General features: G+C 59.0%; 19 protein-coding genes. 7 read left to right on the top strand and 12 right to left on the bottom strand.

What is annotated here, in order from left to right; genetic code table 11:
• The first annotated feature begins 29 nt into the window (after nucleotides 1-29).
• The 6 genes from ACR0JF_RS05595 (at nucleotide 30) to ACR0JF_RS05570 (ending at nucleotide 7089) form a co-directional block, all read left to right on the top strand.
• The gene (locus ACR0JF_RS05595; RefSeq protein WP_170526480.1) at nucleotides 30-2924 is read left to right on the top strand and encodes a formate dehydrogenase subunit alpha; all 2895 of its coding nucleotides are present in this window, start codon (nucleotides 30-32) and stop codon (nucleotides 2922-2924) included.
• 16 nt (nucleotides 2925-2940) lie between these two features.
• Nucleotides 2941-3537, top strand: a complete 597-nt coding sequence (gene fdh3B / locus ACR0JF_RS05590) for a formate dehydrogenase FDH3 subunit beta (protein ID WP_170376582.1) — start codon at nucleotides 2941-2943, stop codon at nucleotides 3535-3537.
• Nucleotides 3538-3608: 71 nt separating this feature from the next.
• Nucleotides 3609-4814 (top strand): formate dehydrogenase subunit gamma, encoded by a 1206-nt coding sequence (locus ACR0JF_RS05585; RefSeq protein WP_170660389.1) that lies wholly within the window; start codon nucleotides 3609-3611, stop codon nucleotides 4812-4814.
• The gene (locus tag ACR0JF_RS05580; RefSeq protein ID WP_170660390.1) at nucleotides 4815-6077 is read left to right on the top strand and encodes a c-type cytochrome; all 1263 of its coding nucleotides are present in this window, start codon (nucleotides 4815-4817) and stop codon (nucleotides 6075-6077) included.
• A 13-nt stretch (nucleotides 6078-6090) separates the two neighbouring features.
• Nucleotides 6091-6216 carry a hypothetical protein gene (locus tag ACR0JF_RS05575; protein WP_256439764.1) on the top strand — a complete coding sequence of 42 codons (126 nt, stop codon included), beginning with the start codon at nucleotides 6091-6093 and terminating at the stop codon, nucleotides 6214-6216.
• Nucleotides 6217-7089, top strand: coding sequence for a helix-turn-helix transcriptional regulator (locus ACR0JF_RS05570; protein WP_170660391.1), 873 nt, complete (start codon nucleotides 6217-6219; stop codon nucleotides 7087-7089).
• A 52-nt stretch (nucleotides 7090-7141) separates the two neighbouring features.
• Here ACR0JF_RS05570 and ACR0JF_RS05565 read toward each other — a convergent pair whose 3' ends face one another.
• The 10 genes from ACR0JF_RS05565 to ACR0JF_RS05520 form a co-directional block, all read right to left on the bottom strand.
• Nucleotides 7142-7957, bottom strand: coding sequence for a substrate-binding domain-containing protein (locus ACR0JF_RS05565; RefSeq protein WP_170660392.1), 816 nt, complete (start codon nucleotides 7955-7957; stop codon nucleotides 7142-7144).
• Between the two features lie 20 nt (nucleotides 7958-7977).
• On the bottom strand, nucleotides 7978-8712 hold the full coding sequence (locus tag ACR0JF_RS05560; protein ID WP_170660393.1) for an ATP-binding cassette domain-containing protein: 735 nt from the start codon (nucleotides 8710-8712) through the stop codon (nucleotides 7978-7980).
• Entirely contained in the window at nucleotides 8705-9418 is a 714-nt protein-coding gene (locus tag ACR0JF_RS05555; RefSeq protein WP_170660394.1) for an ABC transporter permease, read from the bottom strand. The genes ACR0JF_RS05560 and ACR0JF_RS05555 overlap by 8 nt, the downstream gene beginning before the upstream one ends.
• A 158-nt stretch (nucleotides 9419-9576) precedes the next feature.
• Nucleotides 9577-10566: an ABC transporter substrate-binding protein gene (locus ACR0JF_RS05550; RefSeq protein WP_170376562.1), complete on the bottom strand. Its 990-nt coding sequence runs from the start codon at nucleotides 10564-10566 to the stop codon at nucleotides 9577-9579.
• 56 nt (nucleotides 10567-10622) lie between these two features.
• Nucleotides 10623-11468, bottom strand: a complete 846-nt coding sequence (locus ACR0JF_RS05545; protein ID WP_170660395.1) for an ABC transporter permease — start codon at nucleotides 11466-11468, stop codon at nucleotides 10623-10625.
• The gene (locus ACR0JF_RS05540; RefSeq protein WP_170660396.1) at nucleotides 11465-12397 is read right to left on the bottom strand and encodes an ABC transporter permease subunit; all 933 of its coding nucleotides are present in this window, start codon (nucleotides 12395-12397) and stop codon (nucleotides 11465-11467) included. The genes ACR0JF_RS05545 and ACR0JF_RS05540 overlap by 4 nt, the downstream gene beginning before the upstream one ends.
• Nucleotides 12394-12837, bottom strand: coding sequence for a GNAT family N-acetyltransferase (locus ACR0JF_RS05535; protein ID WP_480668944.1), 444 nt, complete (start codon nucleotides 12835-12837; stop codon nucleotides 12394-12396). Before ACR0JF_RS05535 ends, ACR0JF_RS05540 begins: the two co-directional genes overlap by 4 nt.
• Nucleotides 12827-13624, bottom strand: a complete 798-nt coding sequence (locus ACR0JF_RS05530; protein WP_170376555.1) for an ABC transporter ATP-binding protein — start codon at nucleotides 13622-13624, stop codon at nucleotides 12827-12829. Before ACR0JF_RS05530 ends, ACR0JF_RS05535 begins: the two co-directional genes overlap by 11 nt.
• Nucleotides 13625-13678: 54 nt before the next feature.
• On the bottom strand, nucleotides 13679-15133 hold the full coding sequence (gene hydA, locus ACR0JF_RS05525; RefSeq protein WP_170660397.1) for a dihydropyrimidinase: 1455 nt from the start codon (nucleotides 15131-15133) through the stop codon (nucleotides 13679-13681).
• Nucleotides 15134-15224: 91 nt separating this feature from the next.
• Nucleotides 15225-16475, bottom strand: coding sequence for a Zn-dependent hydrolase (locus ACR0JF_RS05520; RefSeq protein ID WP_170376549.1), 1251 nt, complete (start codon nucleotides 16473-16475; stop codon nucleotides 15225-15227).
• Nucleotides 16476-16646: 171 nt separating this feature from the next.
• On the opposite strand from ACR0JF_RS05520, the gene ACR0JF_RS05515 reads away from it, so the two are divergent.
• Nucleotides 16647-17261 (top strand): TetR/AcrR family transcriptional regulator, encoded by a 615-nt coding sequence (locus ACR0JF_RS05515; protein WP_170660398.1) that lies wholly within the window; start codon nucleotides 16647-16649, stop codon nucleotides 17259-17261.
• A 3-nt stretch (nucleotides 17262-17264) separates the two neighbouring features.
• Here the strand turns inward: ACR0JF_RS05515 and ACR0JF_RS05510 are convergent, their stop codons facing one another.
• The gene (locus tag ACR0JF_RS05510; protein ID WP_170376543.1) at nucleotides 17265-17744 is read right to left on the bottom strand and encodes a hypothetical protein; all 480 of its coding nucleotides are present in this window, start codon (nucleotides 17742-17744) and stop codon (nucleotides 17265-17267) included.
• A gap of 73 nt (nucleotides 17745-17817) precedes the next feature.
• Complete coding sequence (gene preA / locus ACR0JF_RS05505; RefSeq protein ID WP_170660399.1) at nucleotides 17818-19122, bottom strand: NAD-dependent dihydropyrimidine dehydrogenase subunit PreA; 1305 nt, start codon at nucleotides 19120-19122, stop codon at nucleotides 17818-17820.
• Nucleotides 19123-19132 lie beyond the last annotated feature (10 nt).

Raw genomic sequence — 19132 nt, 5'->3', positions numbered from 1 at the left:
GCTGACACGGCGCGCAAGGGAGGAAAACAATGCTTAGGAAAAAGACCAACGGGGTTGCGAGACGCCCCCAGCGGACAAGTATCCTGTCCCAGGTCGGCGAGAAAACCGTCGATCGCCGCGCATTCCTGCGTGGCTCGGGCCTGACGATCGGCGGCCTTGCCGCGATTAGCGCCACGGGTGGAACCGTGACGCAAGCCAGCGCCCAGACAGCGGCAAACCAAGCCGTTGAGAATATCAAATCCGTCTGCACTCACTGCTCGGTCGGCTGTACAGTTGTTGCCGAAGTGCAAAACGGTGTCTGGGTCGGTCAGGAACCCGGTTGGGACAGCCCGTTCAATCTGGGTGCACACTGCGCCAAGGGGGCTGCTGTCCGCGAACACGCCCATGGCGAACGCCGCCTGAAGTACCCGATGAAAAAGGAAGGCGGAGAGTGGAAGCGCATCAGCTGGGACGAGGCGATCAATGAGATCGGCGACGGCATGATGAACATCCGTCAGGAATCCGGGCCGGACAGCGTGTACTGGCTGGGTTCTGCGAAGCACAATAACGAACAGGCCTATCTGTTCCGCAAGTTCGCCGCCTACTGGGGCACGAACAACGTGGACCATCAGGCCCGTATCTGCCACTCGACCACAGTTGCTGGCGTTGCGAACACATGGGGCTACGGCGCCATGACCAACTCGTATAACGACATGCACAACAGCCGGGCCATCTTTATCATCGGTGGTAACCCTGCCGAGGCGCACCCCGTCTCGCTGCTGCATATCCTGCGTGCGAAAGAGCAGAACAACGCGCCTCTGATCGTCTGCGATCCGCGCTTTACGCGCACCGCAGCGCATGCGGATGAATATGTCCGCTTCCGTCCCGGCACCGACGTCGCATTGGTCTGGGGTATCCTGTGGCACATCTTCGACAACGGATGGGAAGACAAAGAGTTCATCCGCACCCGTGTCTGGGGGATGGACCAGATCAAGGAAGAGGTTGCCAAGTGGACCCCGGACGAGGTTGAGCGCGTCACCGGCACACCCGGCTCGCAGCTGCGCCGCGTCGCCCGGACCATGGTGAACAACCGTCCCGGCACCGTTGTCTGGTGTATGGGTGGTACTCAGCACACCAACGGCAACAACAACACCCGCGCCTACTGTGTGCTTCAGCTTGCGCTCGGCAACATGGGCACCACGGGCGGTGGCACCAACATCTTCCGCGGGCATGACAACGTGCAGGGCGCGACAGACCTTGGTGTTCTGTCCCACACCCTGCCCGGCTACTATGGTCTGTCGAAAGGGGCATGGGGTCACTGGGCCCGCGTCTGGGGTGAAGATCCTGAATGGCTGGCCGGTCAGTTCGCCACGATCAAGGACAAGGAAGGCAAGGATAAACCGCTCCAGAACGAGCGCGGCATCCCGGTCTCACGCTGGATCGACGGTGTTCTGGAAGATCCCGCCAACATGGATCAGGACAACAACGTCCGCGCCATGGTTCTGTGGGGCCACGCGCCCAACTCGCAGACCCGGATGACGGAAATGAAGACGGCGATGGAGAAGCTGGACATGCTGGTCGTGATCGACCCGTATCCCACCGTCTCGGCCGTTCTGCAGGACCGCACTGATGGCGTCTACCTGTTGCCAGCCTGTACCCAGTTCGAAACACGTGGCTCGGTCACGGCCTCGAACCGCTCGCTGCAATGGCGCGACAAGGTGGTGGATCCCCTGTTCGAAAGCTTGCCGGACGAGGTCATCATGGCCAAATTCGCCAATAAGTTCGGCTGGGCGGATCGTCTGTTCCGCAACATCGAGATGGACGACCCGGAAACCCCGAATGTTGAAAGCATCACGCGTGAGTTCAACTCGGGCCTCTGGACCATCGGCTATACCGGTCAGTCGCCAGAACGTCTGAAAAGCCACATGGCCAACCAGCACACGTTCGACAGAACCACGCTGCAAGCCATTGGTGGACCCAACGACGGCGAGTATTATGGTCTGCCCTGGCCTTGCTGGGGAACGCCTGAGATGGGTCATACAGGGACACCGAACCTCTATGACATGTCCAAACCGGTGGCCGAAGGCGGCCTGACCTTCCGCGCCCGTTTCGGGGTGGAACGCGATGGTGACAACCTGCTGGCCGAAGGGGTCTATAGCGTCGGATCGGAAATTCAGGATGGTTATCCCGAATTCACGATGCAGATGCTGATGGACCTTGGCTGGGATGGAGACCTGACGGCTGAGGAACGCGCGGCAATCGACGCCGTTGCGGGACCAGAGACCAACTGGAAAACCGACCTTTCCGGCGGTATCCAGCGGGTCGCGATCGCTCATGGCTGTGCGCCCTTCGGGAACGCAAAGGCACGCGCGGTTGTCTGGACCTTCCCGGATCCGATCCCACTGCACCGCGAGCCGCTCTACACGAACCGGCGCGATCTGGTGGAGGACTATCCAACCTACGAGGACCGTCAGGCCTATCGTCTACCCACCCTTTACGCTTCGATCCAAAAGAACGACTTTTCAAAGGATTACCCGATAATCCTCACGTCAGGTCGTCTGGTCGAATATGAAGGTGGCGGCGATGAGACGCGGTCCAACCCGTGGCTGGCCGAGCTTCAGCAGGACATGTTCGTCGAGATCAATCCGCGCGATGCCAACAACCTTGGTATTCGGGACGGATCACAGGTCTGGGTCGAAGGTCCTGAGGGCGGCAAGGTCAAGGTGATGGCGATGCTGACCAACAGGGTCGGTGCCGGCGTGGCCTTCATGCCATTCCACTTTGGCGGCCATTTCCAGGGCGAGGACCGGAGGGATAAATATCCCAAAGGCGCCGATCCCTATGTGCTGGGTGAAAGCACCAACACTGCCCAGACCTATGGCTATGATTCAGTGACCCAGATGCAGGAGACCAAAGCGACTCTCTGCAAGATCTGGTCAGCGTAAGGAGGAGAAGAGAAAAATGGCAGCAAGAGCAAAATTTCTCTGCGACGCTGAACGCTGTATCGAGTGCAACGCCTGTGTCACCGCGTGTAAGAACGAACACGAGGTGCCATGGGGCATCAACCGCCGCAGGGTGGTAACGATCAATGACGGCAACCCGGGCGAACGCTCGATCTCGGTGGCCTGTATGCATTGTTCGGATGCGCCTTGCATGGCGGTGTGCCCGGTCGACTGCTTCTATCAGAACGAAGAAGGCGTCGTCCTGCACTCCAAGGACCTGTGCATTGGCTGCGGCTATTGCTTCTACGCGTGCCCCTTCGGCGCGCCGCAATACCCGCAGGCGGGCAACTTCGGATCGCGCGGCAAGATGGACAAATGTACCTTCTGCGCCGGCGGCCCCGAAGAAACGCACTCGACCGCAGAGTTCGCCAAATATGGTCGCAACCGGATCGCCGAGGGCAAACTGCCCATCTGTGCCGAGATGTGTTCCACCAAAGCCCTGCTCGCCGGTGACGGCGACGTGGTCTCGGCCATCTACCGCGAGCGCGTCGTCGCGCGCGGGTTTGGCTCGGGCGCGTGGGGTTGGGGCACTGCCTACGACCAGAAAGACGGCTGATCCGTCTGCATAAGAAACAGGTGACCCGCACATGTGGGTCACCTGCATTTGGCATTTTGACCGAGGTTCAGATGTTCCGTCTACTCTTAGCCCTTCTGTTCACCCTTGGGCTGACTCAGTTTACCCTGGCCCAAAGCACCGAGACCGAGGCCCCTGCCGAAGACGCGCGCGCCTCGACTGGCGGTGCCACGACGCTCGAAGATATTCTGGCGCGACAGCGGGGTGAGAAAGTGGACAACGCCTATCGCTCGGAAAACACCGGTCAGGGCAATGTCGAGGGTCTGCTGGGCCAATTTGGAACAAGCGGCGTTGCCTCGGACAGCGATGTATATCGGGCTATTCGCTTTGGCTCGGCCGATACAACGGTTTCCTCGCAAGGCCCTGCCGCCGGTGTCCTGATTCAGGATGGCGGCATGTGGTGGTGGAACTTCCGAACGGGTCCACTGCGTGAATACGGCAGCTACATCATTGCTGGGATGGCAGCCGTCATTCTGCTGTTCTTCCTGATCCGCGGTAAAATCCGCATTGATGGCGAAAAGACAGGCCGCACTGTTCTACGCTTCAACAGTTTTGAACGGTTCGGGCACTGGCTGTTTGCCGGCTCGTTCCTGATCCTTGGTATCACCGGTCTTCTGACGCTTTATGGCCGCGACTTCCTAATCCCGATCTTCGGCAAGGAAGGTTTCGCCACAATCGCGCAGGGCTGTAAATGGCTTCACAACAATCTCGCCTGGGCCTTCATGCTGGGCTTGATCATCGTCACCGTGAACTGGATCGCCCATAACATTCCCAACAAAACCGACCTGAAATGGCTGGCCGCCGGAGGGGGGTTATTCACCAAAGGCAGCCATCCGCCCGCCAAGAAGTTCAACGCGGGCCAGAAAATCATCTTCTGGGCCTGTATCCTACTGGGTATCTCAATCAGCCTGTCAGGCCTGTCGCTGCTATTCCCGTTCGAACTGCCCATGTTCGCCAAAACCTTCTCGATCGCCAACTCCACCGGCATTCCACAGGCACTTGGCTTAAACCTTCCCGTCCAAATGTCGCCGCAGGAGGAAATGCAATACGCCCAAGTCTGGCACGTCATGGTCGCCTATGTCTTCATCGCCATCATCATCGCCCATATTTACCTCGGCTCGGTCGGGATGGAGGGCGCGTTTGACGCCATGGGTACCGGCGAGGTTGAAGAGCAGTGGGCGCGTGAGCATCACTCGCTCTGGCTGGAAGAGGTGCAGGAAAAAGAGGCGGGTAAAGCAGCGGCCTCTCCCGCTGAATAGATGCGCTGGCTCGCCGTCGCGCTGGCCCTGATCCCCCTGCCCGCATGGTCCGAGTTCTTTACGCTCAAGGGCCATGGCGGGCCTATAATGGGCATCGCCACCGCACCTGACGGGCGGATTGCCACGGCCAGTTTCGACAATTCAGTAGGCCTGTGGTCAGACCAAATGCCCGAATGGTTGGAGGGCCATGAAGCCGCCGTCAACTCCGTCGTCTTCAACGGCACCGCTATCTACTCCGCCGGAGACGACTTCACCCTGCGCCGCTGGCCGGGCGGAGAGGTTGTTGGCCAGCACAAAGGCAAAATCGTGGGCCTTGCAGCCTCAAAAGCCCATGTCGCCACAGCCAGCTGGGACGGCACTATAGGGTTGTGGCCGGTGGACGGCTCGACCCCACAAATGCTGGGCCCGACTGGTGGCGGCGTGAACGCGGTGGTGTTTTCACAGGATGGAACCCGGCTGTTTTCGGCCGGCGTGGATGGCAGCCTACGCGAATGGGACGTGGCTAGCGGTCAGGAAACCCGGCGCGTGGTCGAACATGGCTTCGGCATAAATGAACTGGCCCTGAACGAACAAGACGGCTGGATCGCCTATGGCGCTGTGGACGGCGGGACCCGTATCCGCGACCTCAGCACGGGTGAAGAGAGGGATTTCACCCTGGACCGACGCCCCATTCTGGCGCTGGCCCTCAGCCCCGATCGCAGCCTTTTGGCCGTCGGCGATGGCGAAGGCTACATCATGGTGATCGACACTGTGGACTGGCGTATTGCCCAAGATTTTCGCGCCACGTTGCGTGGGCCGGTCTGGGCGCTGGCGTTCTCGGCTGACGGGCAAAACATCCACGCGGGGGGAATTGATGAGGCCATGTATAGTTGGCCGGTCTCCGCCCTGAGGGATCAGGAGCAGATGGCCACTGCTGAACCCAGCTTTTTGAAAGACCCTGATCAGATGAGCAACGGCGAACGGCAATTCGCCCGAAAATGCTCGATCTGCCACAGCCTGACACCGGACGGGCAACGCCGTGCAGGTCCGACACTCTACGAGTTGTTCGGACGGCAAGCCGGAACCCTGCCCGGTTATTTCTACTCGGAAACGCTGCAAGACTCTGATATCATTTGGAATGACGAGACGATAAATGCCCTTTTCGATGAGGGGCCGGATCACTACATTCCAGGATCAAAGATGCCGATGCAGCGGATCACGCAAGAACAGGACCGGGACGACCTGATCGCATTTCTGCGCCGCGCAACGGTTGATCCGAACTGAACCGGAGGAAACGATGAAAGCCTTTCTTGCCGCCGCAACTGCAATGGTCGTCATCACTGTTGCCGCCCCCTTTGCGCTGAACCAGATCGGTTTCAGCGCGGAACAGGCGACCTCTGGCCCTGCTGTGCGCCTCGACTGAATGTCCGAATACCTGACGACGAAGGAGCTGGCCGACCTGTTGCGGATCGGCGAGCGGAAAGCCTATGATCTCGCTTCCTCGGGCGAGGTGCCTTGCGTCCGCGCCATGGGCAAGCTGCTGTTTCCCCGGTCCGAGGTGATTGCATGGCTCAACGCCTCCCGCTTCGGTCCACAGGTGGCGGAACCGCCCCTGCCCCCAATCGTTGCCGGCAGCCATGATCCACTGCTGGACTGGGCACTGCGGGAGAGCGGATCTGGCCTTGCGACGTATTACGACGGCTCATTCGACGGTCTTATCCGCCTTGGCAGTCGCAGCGCACAGGCAGCAGCGCTGCATATCCATGAGGACGAAGGCTTCAACACCCAATCCCTGCGCGATGCTTTGGGCGAGGCCCCTGTGGTCCTGATCGAGATTGCGCAACGACAACGCGGACTCTTGCTGTCTCCGGAAACCTCAGACATTGCAGGTTTTGACGACCTCAGAGGTCGCCGCGTCGTCTTGCGCCAGAACAGCGCCGCCAGCCAACGTCTGTTCGATGCCGAACTCACAACCCATGGTCTGACCCGAGACGACCTGACCGCCCTACCCACCTGCGCCCGCACCGAGGAAGAACTGGCCATCACTCTGCACGACAACAAGGCCGAGGCCGGTTTTGGTCTGGGCGCATTGGCCAGCCTCTACAACCTGCGCTTCGTGCCGACCCACTCGGAACGGCTGGATCTGGCAATTTGGCGGAGGGCCTTTTTCGACGAGCCAATGCAGAAACTGCTGCGCTTCATACGCTCGGATCAGTTCCGCACCCGCGCCTCTGAATTTGGTGGGTACGACCTGACCGGCTTGGGCCAGGTCCACCACAACGGCGCCAGCGGCTAGCGCTTCATCTTTTCAAAAATACTCTCGCCGAAGGCATTGGCCGCAGGCCAATCTACTGCGCATTAGGGAAAAACACCTGCTGCCCTTCCAGCCGGAAATCCGCAATCGCCGCCTGCCCGTCCGGCCCCGTCAGCCAATCAATGAACCTCTGCCCGGCATTGGCGCGCGTTTTCGGATGCCGCTCGGGATTCACCAGGATTACGCCATATTGGTTGAACAACCGCGGATCGCCCTCGACCAGAATTTCCAGATCGCCTCGGTTGCCAAAGGACAGCCAAGTCGCTCGGTCGGTCAGCGCATAAGCCCCCATGCCGCTGGCGATGTTCAGCGTGGCCCCCATGCCGGATCCGGTCTCGCGATACCATTCGCCCGACGCGCTTGTCGGATCCAAACCAGCATCCGCCCAGTGGCTCATCTCAGCTTTGTGCGTTCCACTGTCATCCCCGCGCGAGGCAAATACGGCCTCTGCCGCCTCGATCGCAGAAAGCGCGGAGAGGATATCCGCCCCTCCTTTGACGCCCGCCGGGTCCGATTTTGGCCCGACCAGAACAAAGTCATTATACATCAGATCCAAACGCTCAACGCCCCAACCATCTGCGACGAACTTCTCTTCCGCAGGCTTGGAGTGGACCAGCAACACATCCCCATCGCCATTCACCGCATTGCGAATGGCCTGACCAGTGCCAACGGCCACGACGCGGACATCAATACCGCTTTCCGCCTCAAAGCCCGGCAACAGATAGTCCAGCAACCCCGAATTCTGGGTCGAGGTCGTGGATTGCACCACGATAAATGGCTCTTCCGCTGTGGCTATGCCGGCCATCATCCCAAGCCCAAGCGCCGCAGCGCGCAAAATTGCCCGTCTCATCACATGCTCCAATGTTTTTGTTATGTAACCAATGCGCCCGAGAGATAGCGACGTGATGCGTCGCTTTCTGGGGCATCCAGAACCTGTTTGGCAGGTCCGTGTTCCACCACACGCCCGCCCTGCATCATGACAATATCCGCAGCCAACCGCCGCGCCTGTCCGATATCATGTGTCACCATAACGATCCGCACCCCACGCGCCGAGGCTCGCAGGATCATACGTTCAATCATCTGCACAGCGCTTGGGTCTAGTGCGCTGGTCGGCTCATCCAGAAAAAGGGTCTCAGGAGTCATCGCCAAAGCCCGCAGGATCGCCAGCCGTTGCGCCTCCCCGCCCGACAAAGACCGCGCGGGCTGGCGGGCCTTGCCCTCAAGGCCACCTTCGGCCAACAGCTCGGCAATCCGAAGTTTGCGCGCGCGACGCGCCAGCCCCTGCCGTTTTAGCACAAAGTCCAGATTGGCGGACACCGATCGACGCAGAAGAACGGGTTGTTGAAACACCATTGCCTGCCGCGCTGTATGAGAGGCATTTAGCGGAGTGCCATCTTGAACAACCTGTCCCTGATCTGGTGAGATCAACCCATGCAGACACCGCAAAAGCAGGCTTTTGCCCGCGCCGTTCGGACCCAGCAACAGTGTTGGACCAGGTCCGCCCAGCGTCAGATCGGCCACATCCAACAAGACCTGTCCGTTGCGTCGGATGACCAGATCGCGGACCTGCAGGGACTGTGTCATCTCGAAGGTCAGATCACGCATGGCGCAACCCTTCTCGTTCGGCGCGGAGGCTGGCAGCGCTGACCATGGCGTTCACAGCCACCGCGATACCGATCAGGATCGTACCCAGCGCCAGCGCCAAAGCCAGGTTCCCTTTCGAAGTCTCGAGCGCAATTGTCGTCGTCATGACCCGCGTTACGTGATTGATGTTGCCGCCAACGATGATCACGGCGCCCACCTCGGCAATGGCACGTCCGAACCCGGCCAGAAGCGCGGTGATCAAAGCCAAGCGCGCATCCCACAACAACACCGGAACCGAGGCCAAACGCGACACTCCAAGTGAACGGAGTTGTTCTGAATACTCCTCGGCCAGCATCTCGACCACTTGCCGGGTCAGTGCGGCGACGATGGGCGTGACCAAAACCACCTGCGCGATGATCATGGCGGTGGGCGTATAGAGCAGTTCCAACACTCCCAAAGGTCCCGAACGGGACAGCATCAGGTAGACTAGCAGGCCGACCACTACCGGCGGGAACCCCATCAGAGCATTCATCAGCACGATCAACGCTCGGCGGCCGGGAAAGCGCGCCACGGCCAGCGCTGCCCCAACGGGCATCCCAATCAGCGCCGAGATCAGCACCGCGAATACGGATACTTTCAGAGACAGGAAGACAATCGCCCATAGCTCCGCATCCCCATCGAGGATGAGAGAGAAGGCGTGACTGAATTCTTCTGCAAATCCTTGCATTTTATCCTTCTAAACGCGCCAAGATGGATGATTTGCGTTAAATTACAAGGAAATACTACTATAGATTCACCAAGAGTACATACACGAAACCGACAGTCAGAATAGAAAACGCGGCCCCGTTTGAGACCGCGTCTTTGTTTAAGAAAAGTCTTGGTGGTTTAGTTGAGCGCTGCGTCGGTCACCTGATGTGTCCATGCACCTTCCGGCTTCGCGGTGATGACCGGATCGGAACCACCTGCAAGCAGTGTGCTCACCGTCCGCTCAAAATCAGCCGGGTCCAGCGCCCCGTTCGATCCTGCGGTCAGTTTAGCAATCTCGCCCATCATGCGTTTTTGATGTTCTTCGGTCTGCGCACCGGTTGCGTCATTATCAAGAACGATCAGAGCGGCCTCATCCGGGTTTTCTTCGGCATATTTCCAGCCCTTCATCGAGGCCCGCACAAAGCGCTGCATTTTCTCAACAAAGGCTTCATCGCTCAGGTTCTCTTCCAGCACGTAGAGACCATCTTCCAAAGTCGCAACGCCCTGATCCTCGTACTTGAAGGTCACCAGCTCATCCGGATTCACGCCTGCATCAATGACCTGCCAGTATTCATTGTAGGTCATAGTGCTGATGCAATCGGCTTGACGCTGCAGCAAGGGATCAACGTTGAAACCCTGCTTCAGCACTTCAACACCGTTTTCAGCCTTTCCGCCCGTGTCGATGCCCAACTGGCTCATCCAGCTCATGAACGGAAATTCGTTGCCAAAGAACCAAACGCCGAGGGTGCGGTTCTTCAGATCCTCGGGTGAAGAAATACCCGCGTCCTTCCAGCAGGTCAGCATCATGCCCGAGCTTTTGAAAGGCTGAGCGATATTGACCAGCGGCAAGCCTTTTTCGCGCGCGGCCAATGCGGCCGGCATCCATTCGACAGTCACATCCGCACCGCCACCCGCAATCACCTGAGTGGGCGCGATATCGGGACCGCCCGGCAGGATGGTAACGTCCAGATCTTCTTCCTCGTAGAACCCCTTGTCCTTCGCGACGTAGTAGCCTGCAAACTGCGCCTGCGTGACCCATTTGAGCTGCAACGTCACCTCATCGGCGGCCAGTGATGCACTGGCGGCCAGGCTAAAGGCGGCAACCGCCCCGCTGAGTAGCTTTTTCATCTTCATCTTCTCCTTGTTACGAATTGCGCCCCGTTTTCGGGGTCTGGTTGGTCTTGTTATCTGCGTTGTGAGGGATGCCAAAAGGTTACCATTTTTTCGAGCCCTGCGACCAAAGCATAGAACACTGTTCCGGCGACTGCCGCCACTGCGATTTCGGCCCAGACGAGGTCGATCGAAAGGCTGCCCACCCCGGTTGATATCCGAAAGCCCATGCCGCGTGTGGGGGAGCCGAAATACTCGGCGACAATCGCCCCGATCAGCGCAAGTGTGGTGGCGATCTTGAGGCCATTGAATATGAACGGCATCGCCGCAGGCAGTCGCAGTTTAATCAGCGTTTGTGTATAGCTGGCCGCATAGGTCCGCATCAGGTCGCGTTGCATCGCGTCCGCCTCACGCAGACCTTGCACCGTATTCACGAGGATCGGGAAGAACACCATCACCACAACCACAGCTGCTTTGGAGTGCCAATCGAACCCGAACCAGCTGACCAGAATGGGCGCGATTCCGACGATAGGCAGCGCCGCCACGAAGTTGCCGATGGGCAGCAACCCTCGCGTCAGAAAGACGGACCGGTCGATCAAAACGGCAGTCAGAAAGGCAGCAGAGGCACCGATTGCAAACCCGGTGAATGCCCCTTTGAACACGGTCTGTTTGAAGTCCTGCCACAGAATGTCGGTCGAGTTCACAAAGGTCTGCGCCACCATCGACGGCGGCGGCAGGATCACGGGCGAGACGCCCAGCCCTTGCACCAGTCCCTCCCACAGGATCAGTAGTGTGACACCAAAGAGCACGGGCACAAAGACGCGCACGCCTTTGGAGTCCCGGTAGATTGACCGCGCCAGCCATGCGTTCAGCCACCAGGCACCGGCCCAGAAGACGAGGGAAAAGATCAACCAACTCATGCGCTCATCCCCATACGTTTCAGGGTCACACGCTGCAGTATGTCCAGTAAGGTCACCAGAATGCCCGCCAGAATAGCCGCCGCGAACAAGGCCGCCCAAATGGCCAAAGGCGTGCCGAATTGATCTCCGATCAGAATCCGCGCGCCGAGGCCCGAAATTGCTCCGGTGGGAAGTTCACCCACAATGGTCCCGACCAGAGCAGCTGCAATGCCCACCTTCAATGAAGTGAACAGGTAGGGTACTGAGGACGGCAGGCGCAGTTTCAGGAACGCCTGCAATCCGGTCGCGTTGTAGGTCTGAAGCAAATCCAGCTGCGAAACGGCTGGCGAGCGCAGCCCTTTAACCATCCCAACCAAAACCGGGAAATAGCATAGGTAAGCCGAGATAATTGCCTTTGGCACCCCACGCCCTTCGATCCCCAACTGAGAACTCAGGACGATGATCATAGGGGCCAGTGCCACAATCGGCACGGTTTGGCTGATGATGGCCCATGGCATCAGGCTCATATCCACAACGCGGGAATAGACGATGGCCACGGCCCCCAGGATGCCAACGGCCGTGCCCAGCACAAATCCCCAGAGCGTGGATTGCAGCGTGATCCACCCGTGATAGATCAACGAGCGTTTCGACAACGCCCGCCCTCGCATCACCATTTCGCCGGTGGTTTTCCAAAGCTCCTGCCCGACTTGAACGGGCGTTGGCAGGCGCGGCCGGTCCAGCTCATAACCACCTGCAATATGCGACGGGTTTTGCACCATCAGAACCCAGACCGAGACCTGCTGACGATCCCTCGAAGTCTCGGGCGTCACGGTTTCCCCTGCCCGTTCCGCCTGATCGAGCGAGACACGAACATTCATTGGCGCGACGGCCAGATACCAAAGGACCGCAATGGCCAACAGCACGGTCAGTACAGATAAGACCTGCTTCATGCGTGCCACTCCATCCGGTAGACCGGCACGGTGTCCGGTGGCACGGGCGGTTCTTCGCTTGTAACCTCGAACCCTTCGCGCTGATAGAACCGTTGCGCCGCCGTGTTCGGTGTGTGTGTCGTCAGCCAAAGAAACGCGCGGCCCTCTTTCGCCTTGTCGACAAAGCGCTTCCCAATGCCTTGCCCGGTCCGTCTGCAATAAAGCGCACCGATCTTCTGCTCATTCGGGTCTACGGACATATAGCAATCGACCGGGTTGCCCGTGACCCAGATCTCACGTTGATCAAACGCCTCTTCAATCAAGGCTGTCAGTTGCTCAACCGGCAGCTCTTCCGGCATCCAATCCGTCTGGCAGGCCCAATCATGGATCACTTGGGCACAGGCAGGCACGTCTTGGAACGTGGCGCGCCTGATCATATCCGAGGCCCCATCAGTCATCATAAGAATGCCCCGCTCGCAGACCGTCCCGCACCCGGTGTGCAACCTCAATAAACTCCGGCGTATCGCGGATATCCAACGGCCGCTCCTTGGGCAGAGGGCTGTCAATCACATCCGTAATCCGCCCGGGCCGAGGGCTCATCACCACGATCTTGGTGCTGAGATACACCGCCTCGGGGATCGAGTGCGTCACAAAGCCAATCGTCTTCTCCGTACGCGCCCAGAGCGCCAGAAGCTGCTCGTTGAGGTGATCGCGTACGATTTCGTCCAACGCACCAAACGGCTCATCCATCAGCAGGATATCCGCGTCAAAAGCCAAGGCCCGCGCGATACTGGCCCGCTGCTGCATACCGCCCGAAAGCTGCCAAGGAAATTTCCCACCAAATCCAGCAAGATCAACAAGTTCCAGAACCTTGTTCACGCGCTCTTCCTGCTCGGACGCGGAATAGCCCATGATCTCAAGCGGCAGCTTTATGTTCTTGGAGATGGTCCGCCACGGATACAGACCCGCCGCCTGAAACACATAGCCATAGGCCCGCTTGCGCCGCGCCTCATCCGGGGTCATGCCGTTGACGGTCAACGTACCGCCCGTCGGGGTCTCCAAAGCCGCGATGCAGCGCAGAAAGGTGGTCTTGCCGCAGCCCGAAGGGCCGATAAAGCTGACAAAGTCGCCTTTGTCGATCGTCAGGTTCACATCTTTCAGCGCGTGAACCGGGCCGTCATTCGTCTGGAAGGTGAGATCCAGCTGCCTTGCCTCGATCACAGGCTGGGTCGTAGAGTCAGTGTTCATTCCATAGCCTTGAAAAATTTGATTGCGGGCCGCCCATAGAGCGGCCCGAATGCGTCAGACGCCCGTCGCTGGAATACCCGTCCGCTCCACCGGGCGCGGGGCGGTCAGTTCTTTCCAGGTGCTCAGCGCCTTGTTTACATGGGTGTTGGCCTCACGCGCCACGAACTTCCCGTGCCCTTCCTGTGTCTGGATCTCACCATCATGCAAAGCAACCGAACCACGGGTCAGCGTGAATCGCGGCAACCCGCGCACTTCTTTACCCTCGAACACGTTGTAGTCGATCGAAGACTGCTGCGTTTCAGCCGAAATCACCTTGGCCTTGTCCGGATCCCACACCACCAGATCAGCATCTGCGCCCACCAAAACCGCACCCTTTTTCGGATAGCAATTCAATATTTTGGCGATGTTTGTTGAAGTAACGGCTACGAACTCGTTCGGCGTCAAACGCCCGGTATTCACCCCATAGGTCCAGAGCATCGGCATCCGATCCTCCAGCCCTCCGGTCCCGTTCGGGATCTTGGTGAAATCTCCCACGCCATAGCGTTTCTGTTCGGTCGTAAAGGCGCAATGGTCCGTAGCAACCACGCTCAATGTGCCCGATTGCAGGCCGTTCCAAAGGCTGTCCTGATGCTGCTTGTTCCGGAACGGAGGGCTCATGACCCGCCGCGCCGCATGTTCCCAATCGTGGTGGAAATACTCGCTCTCATCCAAGGTCAGGTGCTGGATCAAAGGTTCTCCCCAAACCCGCTTGCCCTGCATCTTGGCGCGCCGAATGGCCTCATGCGCCTCTTCGCACGAGGTATGCACCACGTACAGAGGCACACCGGCCATATCAGCAATCATGATCGCGCGGTTGGTCGCTTCACCTTCGACCTGGGGCGGACGGGAATAGGCATGTGCCTCGGGGCCGGTATTGCCCTCGGCCAGCAGTTTGGCGCTCAGCTCGGCTACTACGTCACCGTTCTCGGCATGCACCATTGCGGTACCGCCCAACTCGGCCAGACGTTTGAACGAGGCAAACAACTCATCGTCATTTACCATCAAAGCGCCTTTATAGGCCATGAAATGCTTGAACGTGTTGATGCCACGCGTCTCGATCACCGTCTTGATGTCATCAAACACCTGCTCACCCCACCAGGTCACCGCCATGTGGAAAGAGTAGTCACAATTCGCCCGCGTTGATTTGTTGTCCCAACGCTTGAGCGCGTCCAGCAAGCTTTCGCCCGGATTGGGCAGCGCGAAATCCACCACCATCGTAGTGCCACCTGCCAGGGCCGCGCGCGTGCCGCTTTCGAAATCGTCGCTGGAATAGGTCCCCATGAACGGCATCTCGAGATGCGTGTGCGGGTCGATCCCACCGGGCATCACGTAGCACCCCGAGGCGTCCAGCTCTTTGTCGCCGCGCAAGTCCGGCCCAATCTCGGTGATCAAGCCGCCCTCAACTTTCACATCCGCCTTATAGGTCAGATCAGCGGTCACGATGGTCCCGTTCTTGATAACAGTACTCATTTCAAACTCCCTGTTGCGGTCTGCGCCGCTTGCTTCATCTGGCTAAAAATATCCCGGGGGAGTCGCCCGTGGGCGACGGGGGCAGCGCCCCCTATTCCACGATCTCCGCCGTCTCAACGACCGCATGCAGCAAAACATCCGCCCCGGCAGCCGCCCAATCCTTGCTGATCTCTTCAGCCTCGTTGTGGCTCAGGCCATCTACGCAAGGGCACATCACCATCGCGGTCGGCGCGACCCGGTTGATCCAGCAGGCATCGTGCCCGGCCCCCGAAATGATATCCGTATGGGAATACCCCAGCCGCTCTGCCGCGTCGCGCACGGCGGCGACACAACCCTCATCGAATTTGACCGGATCGAATCCACCGACCTTTTCGAATTCAATCTGCAGGCCCATTTCGTTCACGATATCCTCAGCCGCCACACGAAGGCGATTTTCCATATCAGTGATCACATCCAATTCGGGCGAGCGGAAATCGACCGTGAACACCACCTTGCCCGGAATCACATTGCGTGAGTTCGGATACACATCAATATGCCCCGCTGCCCCAACCGCATGCGGCGCATGTGACCACGCAATCTCATCCACTTTTTCAAGAATACGCGCCATCGCCAGACCCGCATTCTTGCGCATCGGCATCGGGGTCGAGCCGGTATGGGCATCCTTGCCGGTCACCGTGATCTGGGTCCAACTTAGCCCCTGACCGTGGGTGACGACGCCGATGTCCTTACTCTCGGCCTCCAGTATCGGCCCTTGTTCGATATGCAGCTCAAAGAAGGCATGCATTTTGCGCGCGCCGACCTCTTCCTCGCCGCGCCAGCCGATACGCTGCAATTCATCGCCGAATTTTTTACCCTCGGCATCCTCGCGGTCATAGGCCCAATCCTGCGTGTGCATCCCGGCAAACACGCCCGAAGACAACATCGCAGGGGCGTAGCGCGTGCCCTCTTCATTCGTCCAGTTGGTCGCCACGATCGGATGTTTGGTTTTGATTCCCAGATCGTTCAGCGTGCGGATGATCTCCAAACCGCCAAGCACCCCTAGAACCCCGTCATACTTCCCGCCCGTCGGCTGTGTATCCAGATGAGAACCAACATAGACCGGCAGCGCCTCCGGGTCCGTGCCCTCTCGCCGCGCGAACATGTTGCCCATCTGATCCAAACCCATGGAACAGCCCGCGTCCTCGCACCAGCTTTGGAACAGCGCGCGCCCTTCGGCGTCTTCATCGGTCAGCGTCTGGCGGTTGTTGCCGCCCGCAACGCCGGGGCCGATCTTGGCCATCTCCATCAGGCTGTCCCACAACCTGTCGCCATTGATCCTGAGATTCTGCGCCGGAGCTGCCATAGTCTTCTTCCCTGTTGCTTGCGAGTTTGCTCGCTTTTGGTGTCTTGATTTGACCAACTGGTCAAACTCACGCTATCACGGGTTCGACATCAGTCAAGAAATTGCGCGCCGTCGCTGGAGTTTTCAGCAAAATCCCCTATGAGATGGCGCAAAAACAGACACGTTGGACACATGCCGAAAGACCGCGCACCCACCAGAATACAAAAGAAAAATCGCGCTGCGATTCTGGAAGCCGCGCTCGAGGTCTTCTCGACCCACGGGTTTCGCGGGGCCACCGTGGATCAGATCGCGTCCGCTGCCGGGCTAAGCAAACCCAACCTGCTCTATTACTACCGCAGCAAAGACGCGATCTATGCTGCCCTGCTCGAGCGTCTTCTGGACACTTGGCTAGACCCGATGCGCGCCATTGATCCCAATGGCGACCCTCTGACCGAGCTGTTGGGATATATCCACCGCAAGCTGGAAATGAGCCGCGACTACCCGCGCGAAAGCCGCCTATTTGCCAATGAAATCATTCGCGGCGCTCCGCATATCTATGACGTTCTGTCCACAGATCTGAAAGCACTGGTTGATGAGACCTCGGCCCTGATCCGACGCTGGATGGCCGAGGGGCATATCGCCGAAGTGAACCCTTACCACCTGATCTTCTCGATCTGGTCGTTGACCCAACATTACGCGGATTTCGACGTCCAGATCCGCGCTGTTCTGGGCGAGGATGACGCCGACCCCTTTCCCGAGGCGAAAATCTATCTTGATCAGGTGTTCACGCGCCTTCTGACGCCGTAACCACTATTTCGCAGGTTTCAGCGCCAGAATACGGCGCAAAAGCACGATCACCATGGCGATCAGAATGGTCAGGTCGCCCATGGTTTTGACCGTATTGATCTTGGGCACCTTGCCGGCATCCTTGACGATCGCGGTATACATTTTCGGCTGCTGCACCCCGGCCATGTGATCCTTGGCCGAGGCCTTCACGTAGGCGTCAAAATTCTGTAGCGCCTTGACCTTTTTGACCACCTGTCCAAGGAACCGTTGGTCCAGCTGACGCTCTTCCTTCAACTTGGCCATCATCTCTTCGAGAGAGCGTTTCAGCTTCTCAAGACTGTCCACGTCACGTTTGATCTGCTTCTGATGCTGAAGAAAATTCTTGGCGGCCATCGCGTCACGTTGCTTGGCCTTGGACAGGGCAACGTTCTTTTTGGACGTGTCACGGTCAAGCTTGGTGACCTTGTTGCCGCCCTTGTTCCGGCCCGGTGGTGCCGCTGGCATGACATTCTCCTTTGATCCTGTCTGTCAGCGGCAGTGTAGCACCGAACCGGCTTTTTAGGGATGAGTGTTTCCCTTACTCCGCCGCTTTCGCCATCGGATTGTTCGGATGCGAGGTCCAGTTGGCATAGTCTGGCTGCACAGTTTTGCCTGTGCGCGGATCGACCTCACCTGCTGCCATAGGCTCCATCGTGATGCAGCCTTCGATCGGGCAGACATCGACGCAGAGGTTACAGGCGACGCATTCGTCATCCATCACCTCGAACACCCGATCATCAGACATCGAGATCGCCTGATGGCTGGTATCTTCACAAGCCGCATAGCACCGACCGCATTTGATGCACTGATCCTGGTCAATCTTGGCCTTGGCGACATAGTTCAGGTTCAGATACTGCCAGTCGGTGACATTGGGCACCGCACGACCAATGACCTGTTCGACGCTGGTATAGCCCTTCTCATCCATCCATTCGGACAGACCCGCCGTCAGTTCATCAATGATCTTGAACCCGTAGGTCATCGCTGCGGTACACACTTGCACATTGCCACAACCCAGCGAGATAAACTCGGCCGCGTCACGCCAGGTGGTCACGCCACCAATGCCGGAGATGGGCATACCATGAGTGGCCTCAGCCCGCGCGATTTCGGACACCATCGACAGGGCAATCGGCTTGACCGCCGGGCCGCAATAGCCGCCATGGCTGCCTTTGCCATCAATCGAGGGCTCGGGGCTGAACGTATCCAGATTGACGCTGGTGATCGAGTTGATCGTGTTGATCAGCGACACCGCATCTGCGCCACCATTCCGCGCTGCCGCCGCAGGTTTGCGGATATCGGTGATATTCGGCGTCAGCTTCACGATGACGGGGCGGTCATAGTATTTCTTGCACCAACGGGTCACCATTTCGATATATTCCGGCACCTGCCCCACGGCAGACCCCATGCCCCGCTCGCTCATGCCATGCGGGCAGCCGAAGTTCAGCTCAATCCCGTCCGCGCCTGTCTCGGCGACGCGTGGCAGGATGGCTTTCCACGCCTCCTCCTCGCAGGGCACCATGATCGAGGCGATCAGCGCGCGATCCGGGTAGTCCGCCTTGACCCGCGCCATTTCCTCAAGGTTCACCTCCAGCGGGCGGTCAGTGATCAACTCGATGTTGTTCAGACCCAGCAGCCGCCGATCAGCACCATAGATCGCGCCATAGCGCGGCCCGTTCACATTAACGACCGGAGGGCCCTCGGCACCCAGTGTTTTCCACACAACACCCCCCCATCCGGCCTCGAACGCGCGGCGGACATTGTATTCCTTGTCCGTCGGCGGCGCAGAGGCCAGCCAATAGGGATTGGGGCTGGAAATACCCAGAAAGTTTGTCGTCAGATCGGCCATGGCTTCTCCC

It is taken from the genome of Ruegeria sp. BG11, assembly GCF_056538565.1.
Note: the sequence above shows the minus strand (reverse complement) of the source record. Positions and strands in the feature narration are given on the sequence as shown.